The sequence below is a fragment of the Cupriavidus sp. SW-Y-13 genome, assembly GCF_009793345.1.
Taxonomy (GTDB): domain Bacteria; phylum Pseudomonadota; class Gammaproteobacteria; order Burkholderiales; family Burkholderiaceae; genus Cupriavidus.
This window is the reverse complement of sequence record NZ_WHLX01000002.1, coordinates 2143084-2160178: the sequence shown is the minus strand read 5'-3', so window position 1 is coordinate 2160178 and position 17095 is coordinate 2143084. Positions and strand designations below refer to the sequence as shown.

14 protein-coding genes are annotated in these 17095 nt (G+C 64.5%); 4 read left to right on the top strand and 10 right to left on the bottom strand.

Annotation, left to right across the window (positions count from 1 at the left end; translation table 11 throughout):
* Positions 1 to 106 precede the first annotated feature (106 nt).
* The 3 genes from GA566_RS25205 to GA566_RS33575 form a co-directional block, all read right to left on the bottom strand.
* Positions 107 to 763 (bottom strand): OmpW family protein, encoded by a 657-nt coding sequence (locus GA566_RS25205; RefSeq protein ID WP_370459352.1) that lies wholly within the window; start codon positions 761 to 763, stop codon positions 107 to 109.
* A 383-nt stretch (positions 764 to 1146) separates the two neighbouring features.
* Positions 1147 to 2832, bottom strand: coding sequence for a 2-isopropylmalate synthase (leuA, locus tag GA566_RS25200; RefSeq protein ID WP_202126950.1), 1686 nt, complete (start codon positions 2830 to 2832; stop codon positions 1147 to 1149).
* Between the two features lie 111 nt (positions 2833 to 2943).
* Positions 2944 to 3078 (bottom strand): hypothetical protein, encoded by a 135-nt coding sequence (locus GA566_RS33575; protein WP_255459485.1) that lies wholly within the window; start codon positions 3076 to 3078, stop codon positions 2944 to 2946.
* 308 nt (positions 3079 to 3386) lie between these two features.
* Between GA566_RS33575 and GA566_RS25195 the strand changes: the two genes are divergently transcribed.
* The gene (locus GA566_RS25195) at positions 3387 to 4766 is read left to right on the top strand and encodes a hypothetical protein (RefSeq protein WP_237380646.1); all 1380 of its coding nucleotides are present in this window, start codon (positions 3387 to 3389) and stop codon (positions 4764 to 4766) included.
* Positions 4767 to 4934: 168 nt separating this feature from the next.
* Here the strand turns inward: GA566_RS25195 and GA566_RS25190 are convergent, their stop codons facing one another.
* From GA566_RS25190 to GA566_RS25175, 4 genes are all read right to left on the bottom strand, one after another.
* Positions 4935 to 5261 (bottom strand): DUF6587 family protein, encoded by a 327-nt coding sequence (locus GA566_RS25190; RefSeq protein ID WP_160474348.1) that lies wholly within the window; start codon positions 5259 to 5261, stop codon positions 4935 to 4937.
* A gap of 40 nt (positions 5262 to 5301) precedes the next feature.
* A complete protein-coding gene (feoB, locus tag GA566_RS25185) occupies positions 5302 to 7161 on the bottom strand; it encodes a ferrous iron transport protein B (RefSeq protein WP_137928521.1) in 1860 nt (619 codons plus the stop codon).
* A 75-nt stretch (positions 7162 to 7236) separates the two neighbouring features.
* Positions 7237 to 7539, bottom strand: a complete 303-nt coding sequence (locus GA566_RS25180) for a FeoA family protein (protein ID WP_137928522.1) — start codon at positions 7537 to 7539, stop codon at positions 7237 to 7239.
* A gap of 410 nt (positions 7540 to 7949) precedes the next feature.
* Complete coding sequence (locus GA566_RS25175; protein WP_160474347.1) at positions 7950 to 8843, bottom strand: LysR substrate-binding domain-containing protein; 894 nt, start codon at positions 8841 to 8843, stop codon at positions 7950 to 7952.
* A 153-nt stretch (positions 8844 to 8996) separates the two neighbouring features.
* On the opposite strand from GA566_RS25175, the gene GA566_RS25170 reads away from it, so the two are divergent.
* From GA566_RS25170 to GA566_RS25160, 3 genes are read left to right on the top strand one after another with little or no spacing between them, the layout of a single operon-like run.
* Positions 8997 to 10793 (top strand): acyl-CoA dehydrogenase family protein, encoded by a 1797-nt coding sequence (locus GA566_RS25170; RefSeq protein WP_160474346.1) that lies wholly within the window; start codon positions 8997 to 8999, stop codon positions 10791 to 10793.
* A gap of 46 nt (positions 10794 to 10839) precedes the next feature.
* Positions 10840 to 11829, top strand: coding sequence for a tripartite tricarboxylate transporter substrate binding protein (locus tag GA566_RS25165; RefSeq protein ID WP_137928525.1), 990 nt, complete (start codon positions 10840 to 10842; stop codon positions 11827 to 11829).
* Positions 11830 to 11858: 29 nt separating this feature from the next.
* Positions 11859 to 12998: a CaiB/BaiF CoA-transferase family protein gene (locus GA566_RS25160; RefSeq protein WP_160474345.1), complete on the top strand. Its 1140-nt coding sequence runs from the start codon at positions 11859 to 11861 to the stop codon at positions 12996 to 12998.
* A 149-nt stretch (positions 12999 to 13147) separates the two neighbouring features.
* Here the strand turns inward: GA566_RS25160 and GA566_RS25155 are convergent, their stop codons facing one another.
* The 3 genes from GA566_RS25155 to GA566_RS25145 all read right to left on the bottom strand — a co-directional run bounded on the left by GA566_RS25155 (position 13148) and on the right by GA566_RS25145 (position 17090).
* Positions 13148 to 14860 carry a lactate permease LctP family transporter gene (locus tag GA566_RS25155; protein ID WP_160474344.1) on the bottom strand — a complete coding sequence of 571 codons (1713 nt, stop codon included), beginning with the start codon at positions 14858 to 14860 and terminating at the stop codon, positions 13148 to 13150.
* Between the two features lie 68 nt (positions 14861 to 14928).
* Positions 14929 to 16374 carry a LutB/LldF family L-lactate oxidation iron-sulfur protein gene (locus GA566_RS25150; RefSeq protein WP_160474343.1) on the bottom strand — a complete coding sequence of 482 codons (1446 nt, stop codon included), beginning with the start codon at positions 16372 to 16374 and terminating at the stop codon, positions 14929 to 14931.
* Positions 16371 to 17090: a lactate utilization protein C gene (locus GA566_RS25145; RefSeq protein WP_160474750.1), complete on the bottom strand. Its 720-nt coding sequence runs from the start codon at positions 17088 to 17090 to the stop codon at positions 16371 to 16373. The genes GA566_RS25150 and GA566_RS25145 overlap by 4 nt, the downstream gene beginning before the upstream one ends.
* Between the last annotated feature and the right edge of the window lie 5 nt (positions 17091 to 17095).

Sequence of the window (17095 nt, the reverse complement as noted above, 5' to 3'; positions counted from 1 at the left end):
CCTCCCCAGAAATAAAAAAGCGCGCGGGATTGCCGCGCGCAGGGAGGCGGAGAGGGCGCCGGATAGACAACCCTTCCAGGTGCTGCAAAGGTACAAGCGAGGAGAATCAGAAGCGGTAGCCGACGCCCGCGCTGAACAGCCACGGATCGAGGTTGACGGTCGAGACCTTGGTCGAGCCAGAGTAGACGTTGCTGGAGATCCAGACCTTCTTGGCGTCCACGTTCAGGAACCAGTTCTTGTTGATCTTGTAGTCCATGCCGATCTGCAGCGCAGGGCCCACACTCCAGCGGTCGAGGCCCAGCGTGCCACCTGCCAGGTCCGCGCCGTAGATGCGGGTCACGTTGACGCCGGCACCGACGTACGGACGGAACGTGCCGTTCGGCAGGAAGTGATATTGCAGCAGCAGGCTCGGCGGCAGATGCTTGAACGTGCCGATCTTCGCGCCATCGAGGCTCACGTTCTGCTTCTGCGGGTACGTCAGCACAAGTTCGGCGGCGATGTGCGGCACGATGAAGTACGTGATGTCGACTTCCGGAATCCACTTGTTGTTGACGTGGATGCGGTCCGAGGCGCCCACGCCGCCGACCGGGTCCGACTTGTTCGACATGTCCAGGTAGGTGCCGCGCAGGCGGACCATCCAGTTGCTCTGGCCTTCATCGGCGGCAAAGGCGGGTGCGGACAGCGTGCCGATGGTGGCGGCAGCGAGCGCCATGCAGATCGAGGAAGCGACAGTCTTGCGGCGGGGAGTGGTGATAGTAGTCATGGGGTCTGGGCACTTAACATCGAAAAAGTGCGACCAGTGTGTCCGCTGCCAATCCGTCGGACTTTGACCCAAAACAATTGGTGTGCAGCCGATAGGTCCGGGGCGCGTATGCGTCGCCAACACGCGACACCGCCCGCTCATTCAATCGTCAGGGGCTTGCGCTTGTGCCCCGATGCTTCTATTTACATGCGGTTTTATTCGTGGCGTCCGCCGACGCCCACCCGTACGCTGTGCGCACGTGGTTTGTGCACCGCGCATGTCGTGGGCGTCCGCAAGGACGTCTTTGCTGGTGTGCCCTGTGGGGGCAGGGCACACCGTTTTTCTCATGACGTTATCGGATTCTTCCGAGTCCGATTCCTGGTCTGCAGAGAGACTGCGCCCCGTCAGGCGGCCTTCGCCTGCCCGCCGTCACGCGCAGCGAGGTGTCGGTTGACGCCGGAGATCACCGCCTTCAGCGATGCCGTGACGATGCTGGTATCCACGCCTGCGCCGAACCCCGTCGGCGAATCGCCCACGCGTACTTCCACATAGCAGGCCGCATTGGCGTTGGCGCCGGTGGTCATGGCGTGCTCGTGATAGTCCATCACGCGCACCGCGATCCCCAGGCCGCGCGAGAAGGCATCCACGGCCGCATCGATCGGGCCGTTGCCCGCGCCGCGCACGCGTACGGGCTGGCCGTCGCGTACCAGCTCCATCTCGATCTCCACGCTGTCGCCGTTCGATACCATGCGATGCGAGACGTGGCGAATCGGCGCATCCACATCGAGGTATTCGCGGCGGAACAGCGCGTAGAGATCCTCGGCGCTGGCCTCCAGGCCGGTCTCGTCGGTCATGACCTGCACCGCGCGGCTGAACTCGATCTGCAGCCGGCGCGGCATGAAGATGCCATGCACCTGTTCCAGCAGATACGCCATGCCGCCCTTGCCCGACTGGCTGTTCACGCGGATCACCGCGTCGTAGCTGCGGCCGAGATCGGCCGGGTCGATAGGGAGGTAGGGCACTTCCCAGATCGCGTCGGGCTTCTGCTGCGCAAAGCCCTTGCGGATGGCGTCCTGGTGCGAGCCGGAGAATGCCGTAAAGACGAGGTCGCCAACATACGGATGACGCGGATGCACGGGCAGCTGGTTGCAATGCTCCACGCACTGCCTGACTTCGTCGATATCGGAAAAATCCAGTTCGGGATCCACGCCCTGCGTGTAGAGGTTCAGCCCCAGCGTGACGAGGTCCACGTTGCCGGTGCGCTCGCCGTTGCCGAAGAGGCAGCCTTCCACGCGGTCCGCGCCAGCCATCACGGCCAGTTCTGCCGCAGCGACGGCGGTGCCCCGGTCATTGTGTGGATGAACCGACAGCACGATGTGTTCGCGGCGCGCAAGCTTGCGGTGCATCCATTCGATCTGGTCCGCAAAGATATTGGGCGTGCTGCATTCCACCGTGGTCGGCAGGTTCAGGATCATCGGACGCGTGGCGTCGGGTTGCCACACTGCCGAGACCGCATCGGAAACTTCCAGCGAGAAATCGAGTTCTGCGAGGCTGAAGGTCTCCGGGGAGTATTCGTACGACCATGCTGTGCCGGGCATCGCATCGGTCAGTTCGCGGATCAGGCGGGTGCCGGCCACGGCCACCTCCTTGATCTCCTCGCGCGAGGCATTGAAGACGATGCGACGCCAGGCCGGTGCGATGGGGTTGTACAGATGGACGGTAGCGCGTTTGGCGCCGCGCACCGATTCCACGGTGCGGCGGATCAGGTCTTCGCGGGCCTGCGTGAGTACGACGATGGTGACGTCGTCCGGAATGCGATTCTCCTCGATCAGCATGCGCACAAAGTCAAAATCTGTCTGCGATGCGGACGGGAACGCGACTTCGATTTCCTTGATGCCAACCTTGACCAGTTGCTCGAAGAAGCGGAGCTTGCGCTCGCCATTCATCGGCTCGATCAGTGCCTGGTTGCCATCGCGCAGATCGGTGCTCATCCAGCGCGGCGCACGCGTGATCTGGCGCGACGGCCAGGTGCGGTCAGGCAAATCGACAACGGTGGCGGGACGGTATTTGGTGCTGGGGTTGCGCAACATGGGCATGAGTGTTCTCCCTCGCTAAGGAAGTTGGGACGAGACGGACCGTCGTGCGGACGTCTCAAGTCAAACGGAAAAAGAGGCTGAGGGCTGCCGAGCTTGCCACGGGCTCTAGGCCCGGCAACCGATCGGTAGGTCTAGCAGTAGCGAGGAAGCGCCCAGCAGGCCGGCAACGCGCGCGCGCACGGCGACATCGATGCGCAGGGCATCGGCGGCGTGGCGGAGGTTGAGGGCGATTGCGTGCATTCGGGCTGAAAGCGGGGGCTGAGGAAATCGACGTCCGCGTGTGGCAGACGACTGACGCAGAGTAGTGCAAAACCCGTAGTGCCGTCAACGGGGGTGCATTCCTCGACCAGCTCGCCAGCAGTGTCGAACAGGCTCGCAGTCGCCCACATCGGGTTCTCACGCACGAACGTTCGGCTTACCCCGAACGGATGATTTCCCCCCGTTTTGTACGCTGCCGCTCAGTCCTCTGGCCGGTACATCGCGCGGACCATCGCGCCTAGATTGATTATCAGGTGGAACGGGACCGATAACGACGAAGGGGACAAATCATGCGTACACGCACGTGGACGAGCTGGCTCGCCTGCATGGCAACGGCAATGATGTTGGCAGCTTGCGGCGGAGGTGGGGGCGGCGGATCGGGCAGCGGTGCCGCCGCGCCGACGGACACGGGTGGCAGCGGTGGCGGCGGTGGTGGTACCACCACGCCGGTTGCCAAGTCCTACACGCTGGTGATGAACCAGACCTCGGGCCAGGTTAGCGTGGGCAATTCGATCACGCTGGCGGCGTCGGTGGTCGACGACCTCGGCAACGACGTGACAGGTTCCACAAGCTTTGTCTGGTCGAGCTCGAACGGCGCTGTGGCGGCCGTGGCCAATGGCACGGTGCCAGGCAGCGTCCTGGTGACGGGCATTGCCACGGGCACCGCGTCGATCAATGTGGTGGCTACCGTGACGGGCGCTGGCGGCGCTACCACGACGTTGCCGCTCACCACGGCGACGATCACCGTCGTGGCACCGGGCGTGAAAACCTACAGCCTGGCACTGCCGTATCCGGTGTTGTCGATGACCAACGGCCAGGTGCTGCCGGTGACGGCCTCGCTGATCGACAGCGACGGCGCGGATCGCTCGTCGGCCGGCATCGGCTGGACGTGGCGCAGCAGCACGGCAGCGGTGACGGTAACAGGCGCGGCCAACGTCGGTACGTTGACCGGCGTGAACAGTAGCGACAATGCGGCGCAATCGGTGGTCAGCGTCCAGGTGACCACGCCCGATGGCAACACGCTGACCGGCGCTTTCCTGGTGTCGGTGTTCAAGACCACCGTGCAGACGTACCGGCTGGTGCTGTCGCAGTACGGCCAGCAGATCAACGCGCTGAACGTGCTCAACGGCTATCCGCAGCAGTACAACTCGCAGGTGGTGCGCAACGACAATACGGATTCCACGGCGGACTTCACCGGCCTGTGGACCATCACCACCACCTCGCCCTCGCTGGCAGCGCTGATCAACGGCACCACGCACGTCACCACGGTGACCACGAGCCGGCCGAACGGGTCGCTGCCGCTGCAGAGTGTGCTCTCGGAAATGGCTAGCAGCCTGACGCTGTCCGCCAAGCCACGCGCCTCGCTGCTGGTCACCGAGACCCCGAAGTGGGCACTGGTCTATGACGGCCCGAACCCCCTGGTGGTGCCGGGCGGCGGCATCCCGGTGGCGGCACACGTCATGGAGCGTGGCATCGACAACGGCATCATGAACTGCAATGGCACCTGGGCCTGGAGCGTGGTGAGCGGCCCGGTTACGCTGACGCCGGCATTGACGGACAACTCGCGCAACATCGTGCCGACTGGCTCAGGACCGTTCATGCTCAAGGCCACCTGCACGGCCGGCACCGACACGCCGGTCTCGCTGATGATTCCGGGGACTGCGCAGTAGTTGGGTTCTGCCCTCCTAGTCTGGCTCCCCTCTCCCACACCGTGGGAGAGGGGCGAAACCCAACGCGATAAAATGCGTACCCGTTTCTGCGTGCCGGATTTTCTCGGCGATCCAAACCAAAACGGCGACCCCGAGGTCGCCGTTCTTGTTTTCCGTTTGGATATCGGATCAGGTCTTTCGTACGAAACGTATGACCTGTTCGTCACTAGCCTTGCCGCCGGCCGATGAACCCGAGCCGCCCGAGGTATTCGAGCCGCACGTATTGCATCCGCTGCTCGTCTCGCATCCGGATGCGCAGCCCGCCGCCTGCGTGGGCGAGAGCCGGCGGGCCAGCCAGCCGCGCCAGCCCGGTGCCGACGCGCCCCCTAGTGCCGCGGCCAGGCTGGCCTTGGTGCGCTCGCGCGTGCGGGGCATGTATCGGCCCGCCACATGCAGGGCACAGGCCAGCACGATCAGGGGGACCACGATGGTTTCAAAGGCGTGATAGAGCGTCATGGCCGTTTGACCCGGTTGCGTGTTGCCAGTTTCCGTCGATTTAGCTGAATGCCAGCGCCACGCGGTACGTGACGAACGAGGCAAAGTAGGCCAGTCCGGTCAGATAGGCGGCCGAGACGGCCATCACCTTCCAGGAGTTGGTCTCGCGCTTGATCACGGCCAGCGTGGAGATGCATTGCGGGGCGAATACGTACCACGCCAGCAGCGACAGCGCCGTGGCCAGCGACCATTGCGCGGCGATCATCGGGGCCAGTTGAACGGACACGACCTCGTCGCTACCTGACAGCGCATATACCGTCGCCAGCGCGCCAACTGCCACTTCGCGTGCAGCCAGTCCCGGCACCAGTGCAATACAGATCTGCCAGTTGAAGCCGATCGGCGCGAACACATACTCCAGCGCACGGCCGATCATGCCGGCGAAGCTGTAGTCGATCGCAGGCTGGGTGGCGCCGTCCGGCGGCGACGGGAACGTGGCCAGGAACCACAGCAGAACCGTCAGCGTCAGGATCACCTTGCCCACGCGCGACAGGAAGATCCGGGCGCGCTCCCACAGGCCGATGGCGATATCGCGCGGATTCGGCACGCGGTACGACGGCAACTCCATCAGCAGCGGATGGTCGGTGCGGTCGCGGCGGAACCACTTGAGCACGTAGGCCACCACCAGCGCGCTGACGATACCGGCCACGTACAGGGCGAACAGGACCAGACCCTGCAGGTTGAACAGGCCGGCCACGGTGCGTTCCGGAATGAAGGCGCCGATCAGCAGCGCGTACACCGGCAGCCGCGCCGAGCAGGTCATCAGCGGCGCCACGAGGATCGTGGTCAGGCGGTCGCGCGGGTCCTGGATCGTGCGCGTGGCCATGATGCCGGGGATCGCGCAGGCGAAGCTTGACAGTAGCGGAATGAACGAGCGGCCCGACAGGCCGGCTCCCATCATCAGGCGGTCCAGCAGGAACGCGGCGCGCGGCAGGTAGCCCGACTCTTCCAGCGTGAGGATGAACAGGAAGAGGATCAGAATCTGCGGCAGGAACACGATCACGCTGCCCAGGCCCGCGATCATGCCGTCCACGAGCAGGCTCTTGAGCATGCCGTCGGGCATCATCGCGCCCACGACTTCGCCCAGCCAGTGCACACCGCCCTCGATACCGTCCATCATCGGCTCGGCCCACGAGAACACGGCCTGGAACATGAAGAACAGCAGCACGGCCAGGATGACGAGGCCGAACACGGGATGCAGGACCACACGGTCCACCGCATCGTCGATGCGTGCGGTGCGCGCGGGCATCGTCACGGCGGCGTCCAGCAGGCGCTTCACCTCGGCGTGGGTGTCGAGTTCGGACACGCTATCGAGAGGTTGGGCGGGCAGGGCCGGCGGCAGCGTTTCGTCGAACAGCCCCACCAGCGCGGCGGCGCCGTCGCGTTTGACCGCGACGGTCTGCACCACAGGCACGCCCAGCGCCTGAGACAGCGCTTCGCGGTCGATCAGGATGCCACGGCGTGCGGCGGAGTCGCTCATGTTGAGCACCACCACCATGGGCAGGCCCAGGCGGCGCAGTTCGAGCACGAACCGCAGGTGCAGGCGCAGGTTGGTGGCATCCACCACCGAGACCAGCAGGTCCGGACGCGGCTCGTCGGCCCGCTGGCCCATGCAGACCTCACGGGTGATGGCTTCGTCGAGGCTGGCGGAATGCAAGCTGTAGGCGCCCGGCAGGTCAAGGATGCGGACGGTGCGGCCGGCCGGCGACGTGAAGAAGCCTTCCTTGCGCTCCACCGTGACGCCAGCGTAGTTGGCTACCTTCTGGCGGCTACCGGTCAGGCGGTTGAACAGTGCGGTCTTGCCGCAATTGGGGTTGCCGACCAGCGCAATGCGCAGGGCGGACGAATTCGGAGCTGCTGACATGATGGGCGAGAGATCCTGGCGGCGGACGGGCTGTGCAGGTGATCGGACGGTCTGGCGTTTCGGGCGTTCGGGCGGTCAGGCGATGCGCTGGGCCGCGTCGGAAGCTTCCTGGCTGGCAGGGGCGATGCTGGAGACCGAGGCGCTGGCCACTTCCACCGTAATGCGCGCGGCTTCGATACGGCGCAGGGCAAACCGGGTGTAGCCCACCTGGGCCACCATCGGGTCCTTGCCGAAAGGACCGAAGGCGATGATCTGCACGGTTTCGCCCGGTACGAATCCCAGATCGCGCAGACGTCGCGCCACGGGATCGTTCGGGGTGGTGTCATCCACCGATTTCACTGTGGCGACAGTTCGCCGGGGCAATTCAGACAACCGCATTGTGGGGTTCCAGTCCAGAGGGGGCGGAAGTGACCGCCGCACGCAGAGGAAAAAACAGGGGAATCCTGTTGCGCAGGTAAATAAAAATCGTTCTCGATTGTATAGCATCCGTACGATTTCCGCGCCGAAAGCCGTTCGTAAGCCATCCCTTGCGCGCAGATGACAGAAATTTCATGTTCGAACGGTGGTGGCAGGATGAATGGAACAAGAAACATCCAAACGGGTGGATTCCCATCGTCCGATGCACTAATCGGCACGCTCCGGCCCGCGATCCTTCCGAATACCACATTTGTGGTATTGGTCCGCCGTACCGGCCGGAATAAGCTACCAGCACGCTGAACACCCCGTTCCACGCGTACTTCACAGCCACTGGCCTTTGGGCCGGTGGCTTTTTTCTTTGGTCGGCCATTCTAGTGCCCGGGATGCCCGGCGGCCACCTGGATCGTGGCGACGAAATGATCGCGCGCAGGGTGGTCAGGTGTCTTTTTCCACACACAAAAGACTTCAGACGGCACCGTGGCCTCACGCAGGGGCCGGAATGCCGCCCCGGCCATGCCCGAGCGTTCCATTGCAGCCGGGACCAATGCCACGCCCATGCCCTGCGAGACGAGGGAGACCACCGAGAGCCAGTGCCGCACCTCGTGCCGGATGCGCGGAGAGAAGCCGTGCGCGGCACACATGTCGAAAATGCGGGTGTAGTAGTCAGGCGACGCCTTGCGCGAGAACAGCACGAACGGTTCGCCGCGCAGCTCCGCGAACGCCACGGTATCCTGCGCGGCCAGCGGATGATCGGCAGGCATGCAGCAGACAAACGGCTCGGTATGGGCCAGTGTGGCAGCCAGTTCGTCGGGTACACGGCTGGTGTGGACGAAGCCCGCGTCGAGTTCGCCATGCAGCAGCGCGTCGATCTGCTCCTGCGAGTTGAGTTCCGTCAGCGCCACGTGGATGCCGGGGTAGCGCGCCTGGAAATCCTGGAGCCACTGCGGCAGCCCGCGATACAACATCGACCCCACAAAGCCGATGCGTAGCCTGCCCACCGCCCCCGCCTCGATCTCGCGTGCCAGTAGCCGGGCCGACTCCGCCTGCGCAAGCAAGGCCGACGCCGATTCCCGAAATGCCCGCCCCGCCGCCGTGAGCCGCACGCCCCGGCTGTCGCGCTCGAATAGCCGGGCGCCCACCGACGCCTCCAGTTGCTGGATGTTCAGCGACAGCGGGGGCTGGGAGATCGATAGCCGCCGGGCGGCGCGTCCGAAGTGCAGTTCCTCGGCCAGCACGAGGAAATAGCGGAGGTGGCGGAATTCCATGGTGATATGAATTTTGTATGGATCAAGCCAATTTTAGAATTGGACGCGAATCGTTGCCGATCGAATAATGGTCCCAAACCATCCCGCCCGCTGCGTTAGAAAGCATTCGTCGAACGCGTTCTGCAGGGCAGGGACCTTCCGGAGACGATATTCATGACCAGCGCCGCCCCTGCCGTCGCCCCTGCCGCCGTTCTCGCTGTCCCCGAAGCGGCGCACCCCGTACCGGATCGCCACGGCGCCAGCCTGTTCACCGCCGACCCTGACCTGCGCGCGCTGCTGCCGCTCTACCTGCCCGCAGATCTGTTCAACCACCTGCTGCCGCATCTGGAGCGCATGGGTGCGCTGGCCGGTGGCGTGCTCGACACGCTGGCCAACGAAGCGGACCACGCGCCGCCGACCCTCTCTCACCGCACACGTAGCGGCATGGATGCGCAGCAGATCCACAAGCATCCGTCGTATATCGAGCTGGAGCGTGTGGCGTTTGCCGAGTTCGGGCTGGCCGCGGCATCGCATCGTGGCGGCGTGCTGGGCTGGGACAAGCCGATGCCGCCCGCAGCCAAGTACGCGCTGACGTACCTCTTCGTGCAGGCGGAGTTCGGCCTGTGCTGCCCGCTGTCGATGACCGATTCGCTGACGCGCACCCTGCGCAAGTTCGGCGATCCTGAACTCGTTGAGCGCTTCCTGCCGAACCTCACCACGCAGGTGTTCGACGATCTGTATCAGGGCGCGATGTTCATGACCGAGCAGGGCGCCGGCTCCGATGTTGCGGCCACCGCCACGCGCGCCATCCGCGATCCGCAGGCCGAAGGCGGCTGGCGACTGGTGGGCGACAAGTGGTTCTGCTCGAATCCCGACGCGGCACTCGCCATGGTGCTGGCGCGCATGGAAGAAGCCGATGGGTCGAGCGTCGATGGCATCAAGGGCGTGTCGCTGTTTCTGCTGCCGCGTACGTTGACCGATGGCAGTACGAACCACTATCGCATCATCCGTCTCAAGGACAAGCTCGGCACGCGATCGATGGCCAGCGGCGAAATCCGTCTCGAAGGTGCGCACGCGCATCTGGTGGGCGAGCCGGGCCGGGGCTTTGTGCAGATGGCCGACATGATCAACAACTCGCGGTTGTCGAACGGTGTGCGCGCGGCGGGGCTGATGCGTCGTGCGCTGACCGAAGGCCAGTTCATCGCTCGCGAGCGTCGCGCGTTCGGCAAGCGGCTTACTGACATGCCGCTGATGCGCCGCCAGTTGCTCAAGCTCACGCTGCCCACCGAGCAGGCGCGCACGATGGTGTTCCAGACCGCCGAGGCATTGCGCCGTGCCGATGCAGGCGAAGCCGATGCGTATCCGCTGATGCGCATCCTGACGCCGCTGATCAAGTTCCGCGCGTGCCGCGATGCGCGCAAGGTGACCGGCGATGCGATGGAAATCCGCGGCGGCTGCGGTTATATCGAGGAATGGAGCGATCCGCGACTCGTGCGTGACGCGCACCTCGGGTCGATCTGGGAAGGCACGAGCAATATCGTCGCACTCGACGTGCTGCGCGCGATTCGCCGCGAAGGCTCGCTGCCCGTGCTGCAGGCCCATCTGGCCACGCTGCTGAAGGACACCCCGCTTCATGCCGAAGCACGCGCCACATTCGAACGCGCCATCGCCAATGCTGCCGCACTGGCATCGCGTGCTGCCGATGCGGGCGCCGATGGCGACGTGCTCGCGCGGCAGGCAGGGTCGGCGCTCTATCACGTGACCAGCGCCGTGGCCATGGCGTGGGAAGCAGGACGTATTGGCTCGGCACGCCGCATGCGGCTGGCGCAACTGGTGCTCGTGCATCGCGTGCTGCCGCAAGATCCGTTGACCGGTGGCACAGAGCCTGACTGGCTGGCCGATACCGTGGCACCGCCCGCCGATGGCGCGGTGCGCGCAGCGGAGCGCGTCGACCAGATCAACGTGTTCTGACATTCCGCACGCAATACCCAATAACTAGATTCATCCGGAGACAACCATGCCCCAATGGCACCGCCGCGCGGCGCTCGCCGCGCTTGCCGCCTGCGCGTTCTGCGCAACCGTCACGCCTGCTTTTGCACAAAAGGATTTTCCGAGCAAGCCGATCATGCTCGTGGTGACCTACCCACCCGGTGGTCCCACCGATGCGATGGCCCGCACGCTGGCCGCCGCACTGAAAAACAGTCTGGGCCAGCCGGTGATCGTGGAGAACCGTGCAGGCGCTGGCGGCAACATCGGCGCAGAGATGGTGGCGCGCGCGGAGCCGGATGGCTACACGCTGATGTTCGGCACGTCCGCGCCGCTCGCGATCAACGTGAGCCTGTATCGCAAGATCAACTACGACCCGGTGAAGAGCTTTGCGCCGGTCATCCAGATCGGCCAGTTGCCCAACGTGCTGGTGGTCAACGCGAACGTGCCCGCGAAGAACGTGCAGGAACTGATCGCGTATGGCAAGGCGCATCCGGGCAAGCTGACGTATGCATCGTCGGGGAATGGCGCGTCGTCGCATCTGGCAGGCGTGCTGTTCAACAACCTGGCCGGCACGGACTTCCAGCATGTGCCATACAAGGGCACGGGTCCGGCGCTGAACGATCTGCTCGGCGGACAGGTCAGCATGACGTTCACCGATGTACTGACCGCGCTGCCGTTCATCAAGAGCGGCAAGGTGCGTGCGTTGGGCGTGACCACCAAGGGCCGCTCGCAGGCATTGCCCGATGTGCCCACCGTTGCCGAGCAGGGTGTTGCCGGCTTCGATGTTTCGGTATTCTTTGGCGTGGTGGCACCGGCGGGCACGCCTGCACAAGTGATCGGCAAGCTCAACCACGCGTTTGCCGATGCCCTGCAACAGCCCGAAGTCCGCAAGACATTGCTGGCGCAGGGGCTGGAACTGGCGCCGTCCACATCGCCCGAGCAGCTTGGCACGTTCGTGAAATCGGAAGTGAGCAAGTGGCGGGGCGTGGTGCAGAAATCCGGTGCACAGCTCGACTGATGCATCGCTAAAAAATACAAGGAAGAGACATGACGCCATCCCGTACCGGCGCGCTGGCCGGCATCCGCGTAGTCGATCTGTCGCGCATCCTGGGCGGTCCGTTCTGCGGACAGATCCTGGGCGATCACGGCGCCGACGTGCTCAAGATCGAACCGCCGCAGGGCGATGACACGCGCACCTGGGGGCCGCCGTTCCGCGATGGCGTGGCGTCCTACTATTTCGGGCTGAACCGCAACAAGCGCGTGATGAAGCTCGACCTCACCGCCGATGCTGATCGCGAAGTGTTGATGGCGTTGCTGGCCGAAGCCGATGTGCTCGTCGAGAACTTCAAGACCGGCACGATGGAGAAGTGGGGTATCGGCTTCGATGCGTTGTCGCAGCGCTTTCCGCGCCTGGTGCATTGCCGCGTGTCGGGCTTCGGCGCCGATGGTCCGCTTGGAGGTTTGCCCGGCTACGACGCAGCGATTCAGGCGATGGCCGGCATCATGAGCATCAACGGCGAACCCGATGGCGAACCGTTGCGTGTGGGACTGCCGGTGGTCGATATGGTCACGGGTCTCAACGCAGCACTTGGCGTGCTGCTGGCACTGCAAGAGCGCGAGCGCAGCGGACGCGGACAGTTCGTCGAAGCCGCGCTCTATGACTCGGGTTTGTCGCTGCTGCATCCGCACGCGGCCAACTGGTTCATGAGCGGCAAGGCGCCGGGCCGTACCGGCAACGCGCATCCGAACATCTATCCGTACGACACCGTGGCGACGGCCACCGATCCGGTCTTCCTGGCAGTAGGCAACGATCGCCAGTTCCGCCTCCTTTGCGCACATATCGGCGTGCCCGAACTGGCCGACGACGAACGCTTTGCCACGGCAGGTGCCCGTTCGGTGAATCGCGCGATGCTGAAAGGCACGCTGGAATCGCAGATGGCGACGTGGGACGGCAAGGCACTGGCCGATGAACTCGCCGCAGCAGGCGTGCCGTGCGCGCCGGTACTATCGGTGCCCGATGCATTGAACCATCCGCACACCGCGCATCGCGAGATGGTGGTGGAGATGGAAGGCGGCTACAAGGGACTGGGTGCGCCGATCAAACTGAGCCGGACACCGGCGACGTACCGGTATGCGCCGTTGACGGAAGGTAATGAGTTTTTGCCGAGGGCGGCGGCGAATGACTAACTAGTTGCTGTTGGTTTGCTCCCCTCTCCCGCTTGCGGGAGAGGGGCGGGGGAGAGGGCCAGCCGTTCAAATTGCGACTATGTCGGCAAGCAGAACCTCCCGCCCTCTCCCCCAACCCCTCTCCCGCCATGCGGGAGAGGGGAGCTGATTTACCCCGGAATCATCCCCGTCAACCAATACGCCTGCACCATCGTGATCACCCCGACGATGAACGCAAACAGCAGGCTGTGCTTCACCGTGAAGCGGAACAGTTCCGACTCCTTGCCCACCAACCCCGTGGCCGCGCAAGCCACGGCAATCGATTGCGGCGAGATCATCTTGCCGGTGACGCCGCCCGTGGTGTTGGCTGCAACAAGCAGCGTGTCCGAGACGCCGATCTGATGCGCGGTGGTGTGTTGCAGCGAGCAGAACAGCGCGTTTGAAGACGTATCGGAGCCGGTCAGGAACACACCGAGCCAGCCCAGCAGCGGCGAGAAGAACGGGAAGGCCGCGCCCGTGCCGGCCAACAGCAGCGCCAGCGTCGAAGACATTCCCGAGTAATTCGCGACGAATGCAAACGCCAGCACCAGTCCAATCGAGAGAATCGGGCGGCGCAGTTCGAGCAGCGTTTCGTAGAACGTGGTGATGGCGTCGCGTGGCTTCATGCGCAGCAGGATCACCGAGATGATCGACGTCAGCAGGATCGCGGTGCCCACCGCCGACAGCAGATCGAGCTTCATCACGGCTTCGTAAGGCTTGGGCGAAGCGACGATCGGTGCGGTCTTGATGACGAGCTGATCGAGCATCGGCACCTTGAACTTCAGCACCGTGCCGGCCAGCGCGCCGTTGGCGGCGAACAGTGCCTTGAAGGACGGCAGGCTCCACACCGTAACGATGGCGGTCAGGATGCCGAACGGCGCCCAGGCGCGCACGGTCTGCCCGAACGTGTACGGCGACGCCTTGCGTTGCGACGGTGTCCCCATGCCTCCACTCATTCCGCCACCCATGCCAGCCATCGCAATCGTGCCGCCCGCACCGACGGAACCGCCAGCCGTTTGCGATGCCGAACGCGGTTGCCAGATACGCAGGAACGCGGCCAGCGAAATCAGGCTCACCAGTGCAGAGGTGATGTCCGGCAGTTCCGGCCCGATATGGTTCGACGTGAAGTATTGCGTCACGGCAAAGCTGCCACCCACCACGAACGCAGCGGGCCACGTCTCGCGCACGCCTTTCCACCCATCCATCATGAAAACGAGCCAGAACGGCACAGCCAGCGAGAGCAGTGGCAACTGACGGCCTGCCATCGCGCCGATATGCATCGGATCGATCCCGGTCACCTGTCCCGCGACGATGATCGGAATACCCATCGCGCCGAACGCCACGGGTGCCGTGTTCGCAATCAGGCAAAGGCCGGCAGCGTAGAGCGGATTGAAACCCAGGCCGACGAGCAGCGCAGCCGTGATCGCCACCGGCGCGCCGAAGCCTGCCGCACCTTCGAGAAACGCGCCGAATGCAAAGCCGATCAGCAGCATCTGCAGTCGCTGGTCATCGGTGATCGACAGCACCGATGCGCGGATGACATCGAACTGGCCGGTCTTGACGACGATCTTGTAGAGGAACACTGCGGTGATGATGATCCACGCAATCGGCCACAGACCGTACGCAAAGCCGAAACCGGCGGCGGCCAGCGCCTGCGGTGCGGGCATGCCATAGGCGAGGATCGCCACGGCCAGTGCCAACGCCAGCGTGATGGCGGCGGCCACATGGCCCTTCATGCGCAGGATGGCCAGCGCGACAAAGAAGAAGATGATGGGGATGGCCGCCGCGAGCGCGGACAGCCACAGGCTGCCGAGCGGCGTATAGATCTGGGTCCAGGCTTGCACTGGTGGTCTCCTTGGTGGTGTGTCGGTTCTTTGAACTCTTGTGCGGCGGCTGCGCGCGTGGCGTGCCGCTACTCGGGTTGGTCGCGTTCGGCCAGCAGATCCGAGAGGCTCTTTGGCGCGGGCGTGAGCGGCTTGCGATGCTGCGTCCATCCCATCTGCGCAGACGGCGTCAGCGCGCGCAGGCGCGTGGCGGCCCAGCGGAACACGCGATACGCAGCAGGATGCGCGAATGCGCCGCTCCAGAAGCGCCAGACCAGATGCTCGCGTCGGCTGAACTTCGCGCCTTGTCCCTTCAGCGGATGCGGCACGGCCTCGTCGGGATTGCGATTCGATTCGGTGCGTAGGCGCACCAGCAATTGCGGAATCGGAATGCGCACGGGGCACACTTCGCCGCATGCGCCGCACAGGCTCGATGCCGTGGCGAGATCCGCCGTGGCGTCGAGACCCAGCAGATGCGGCGAGATGATCTTGCCGATAGGGCCTGGATACGTGGTGCCGTAAGCGTGGCCGCCAATGCGCGTATAGACCGGGCAATGATTCATGCACGCGCCGCAGCGGATGCATTGCAGCGTGGCGCGCAACTGCGCGTCGGCATACGCCTGGCTGCGACCGTTATCGAGCAGCACGAGGTGCACTTCACGCGGGCCATCCTGCTCGCCCGGTTTGCGCGGGCTGGAGATCAGGTTGAAGTACGTGGTGATCGGCTGGCCCGTAGCGGAACGCGTCAGCAGGCTCGAGAGCGGCACGATGTGGGCAAGCTTCGCTACAACCTTTTCCATGCCCATCACGGCCACATGTACATTGGGCACCGTGGTGGAGAGCCGGCCATTGCCCTCGTTTTCCACGAGCCACAGCGTGCCCGTATCGGCAGCGGCGAAGTTGACACCTGACAGGCCGATATCGGCTTGCACAAATGCCTGCCGCAGTGCGCGGCGACCCGTCTGGATCAGGTCGTCAACGTCTTCGGTGTAGGGCGTGTCGGGGATGTTCTGCTCGAACAGCGCGGCGATATCGGCCTTGGTCTTGTGGATCGCCGGCATCACGATATGCGATGGCTTTTCGCCAGCCATCTGCACGATGTACTCGCCCATGTCCGACTCGATGCAGTCGATGCCACGCTCGGCGAGGTAATGGTTCAGCTCCATTTCCTCGCTGGCCATCGACTTGCCTTTGATCACGCGTTTCGCGGCGTGCCGCTGGGCAATACCGTGGATGATCGCGTTTGCTTCCTCGGCAGTCTCGGCCCAATGCACTTGCACGCCAGCGCGCGTGAGGTTGGTTTCGAGTTGCGTCAGCAGGTCAGGCAGATTGGCGAGCGCGTGCTGGCGAATGGCTTCACCGAGATCGCGCAGGTGTTCGAGTTCATCGCCATCGGGAAACTGTACGGCGCGCTTCTGCTGCAGGAAGTCCATCGCACCGCGAAAGCTCTTGCGCAGCTTGGGATCGTCGAGCGCTTCGCGAGCGCGTGCGCGGAAATCGGCCGAAGGCACGAAGTGCAGGGTTTGCTGGCTCATTGCGCAGCCTCCGGTTGCAGGGAGACATCGACGTCGTTGACGATCACCACCCATAGCTGGCGCGGACCATGTGCGCCGTAGGCCAGCGTCTGCTGGATATCGGAAGTCTTCGACGGGCCGGAAATCATCACCAGATTGGTCGGCAACCCAGCGCCCCAGTCTTCTGCGCGCACCGCGCTATGCAGGTCGGGATGCAGCGTGGAGGCATACACCAGCGCAATGTGAATCGGCGGCACAAGAGACATCGTGCGCGGCGAGCCACTGTCGGGCGTCACGATGAGCGTGCCGGTAGCGGCCAGTCCGGAACGTGCGACGGTGAAGCCTGCATCGATGGTGTCGAACAGTTCGGCTTTCCACGTATCGATGGGGCAGTCGAAGGTCACGGCGGATGTGCTTGCGGGCAGCGCGGCTACCAGTGCTGCACCTTCGGGTCGCTGTGTGTCGAGCAACAGGCGGCGCACGCCAGCGTCAGCGAGACGTTGCGCAACGCGCGCGGGCCAGCTTGTGGCATCGGCACAGATCACATCCGCATGCGAGGCCGTGAGCGCGGCCTGCATCGACACCATCATCGTGGAAAGGGAGGGTCGCTCGCCGCGACGCGTATCGAAGTGCTGATCGATGCGACGATCAAGCGCGGCGGTATCGGCGGCCAGCGATTGGCCCGATGTCGGCACGGCAGCCCGCAGGCGGCCGAGCATGCGTTCGCGTGCGCTCATCGCGG

Coding starts and splice junctions, on each gene's coding strand:
- GA566_RS25205 (WP_370459352.1), bottom strand. CDS start 763: ATGACTACTATCACCACTCCCCGCCGCAAGACTGTCGCTTCCTCGATC.
- leuA (WP_202126950.1), bottom strand. CDS start 2,832: ATGTTGCGCAACCCCAGCACCAAATACCGTCCCGCCACCGTTGTCGAT.
- GA566_RS33575 (WP_255459485.1), bottom strand. CDS start 3,078: ATGCACGCAATCGCCCTCAACCTCCGCCACGCCGCCGATGCCCTGCGC.
- GA566_RS25195 (WP_237380646.1), top strand. CDS start 3,387: ATGCGTACACGCACGTGGACGAGCTGGCTCGCCTGCATGGCAACGGCA.
- GA566_RS25190 (WP_160474348.1), bottom strand. CDS start 5,261: ATGACGCTCTATCACGCCTTTGAAACCATCGTGGTCCCCCTGATCGTG.
- feoB (WP_137928521.1), bottom strand. CDS start 7,161: ATGTCAGCAGCTCCGAATTCGTCCGCCCTGCGCATTGCGCTGGTCGGC.
- GA566_RS25180 (WP_137928522.1), bottom strand. CDS start 7,539: ATGCGGTTGTCTGAATTGCCCCGGCGAACTGTCGCCACAGTGAAATCG.
- GA566_RS25175 (WP_160474347.1), bottom strand. CDS start 8,843: ATGGAATTCCGCCACCTCCGCTATTTCCTCGTGCTGGCCGAGGAACTG.
- GA566_RS25170 (WP_160474346.1), top strand. CDS start 8,997: ATGACCAGCGCCGCCCCTGCCGTCGCCCCTGCCGCCGTTCTCGCTGTC.
- GA566_RS25165 (WP_137928525.1), top strand. CDS start 10,840: ATGCCCCAATGGCACCGCCGCGCGGCGCTCGCCGCGCTTGCCGCCTGC.
- GA566_RS25160 (WP_160474345.1), top strand. CDS start 11,859: ATGACGCCATCCCGTACCGGCGCGCTGGCCGGCATCCGCGTAGTCGAT.
- GA566_RS25150 (WP_160474343.1), bottom strand. CDS start 16,374: ATGAGCCAGCAAACCCTGCACTTCGTGCCTTCGGCCGATTTCCGCGCA.
- GA566_RS25145 (WP_160474750.1), bottom strand. CDS start 17,090: ATGAGCGCACGCGAACGCATGCTCGGCCGCCTGCGGGCTGCCGTGCCG.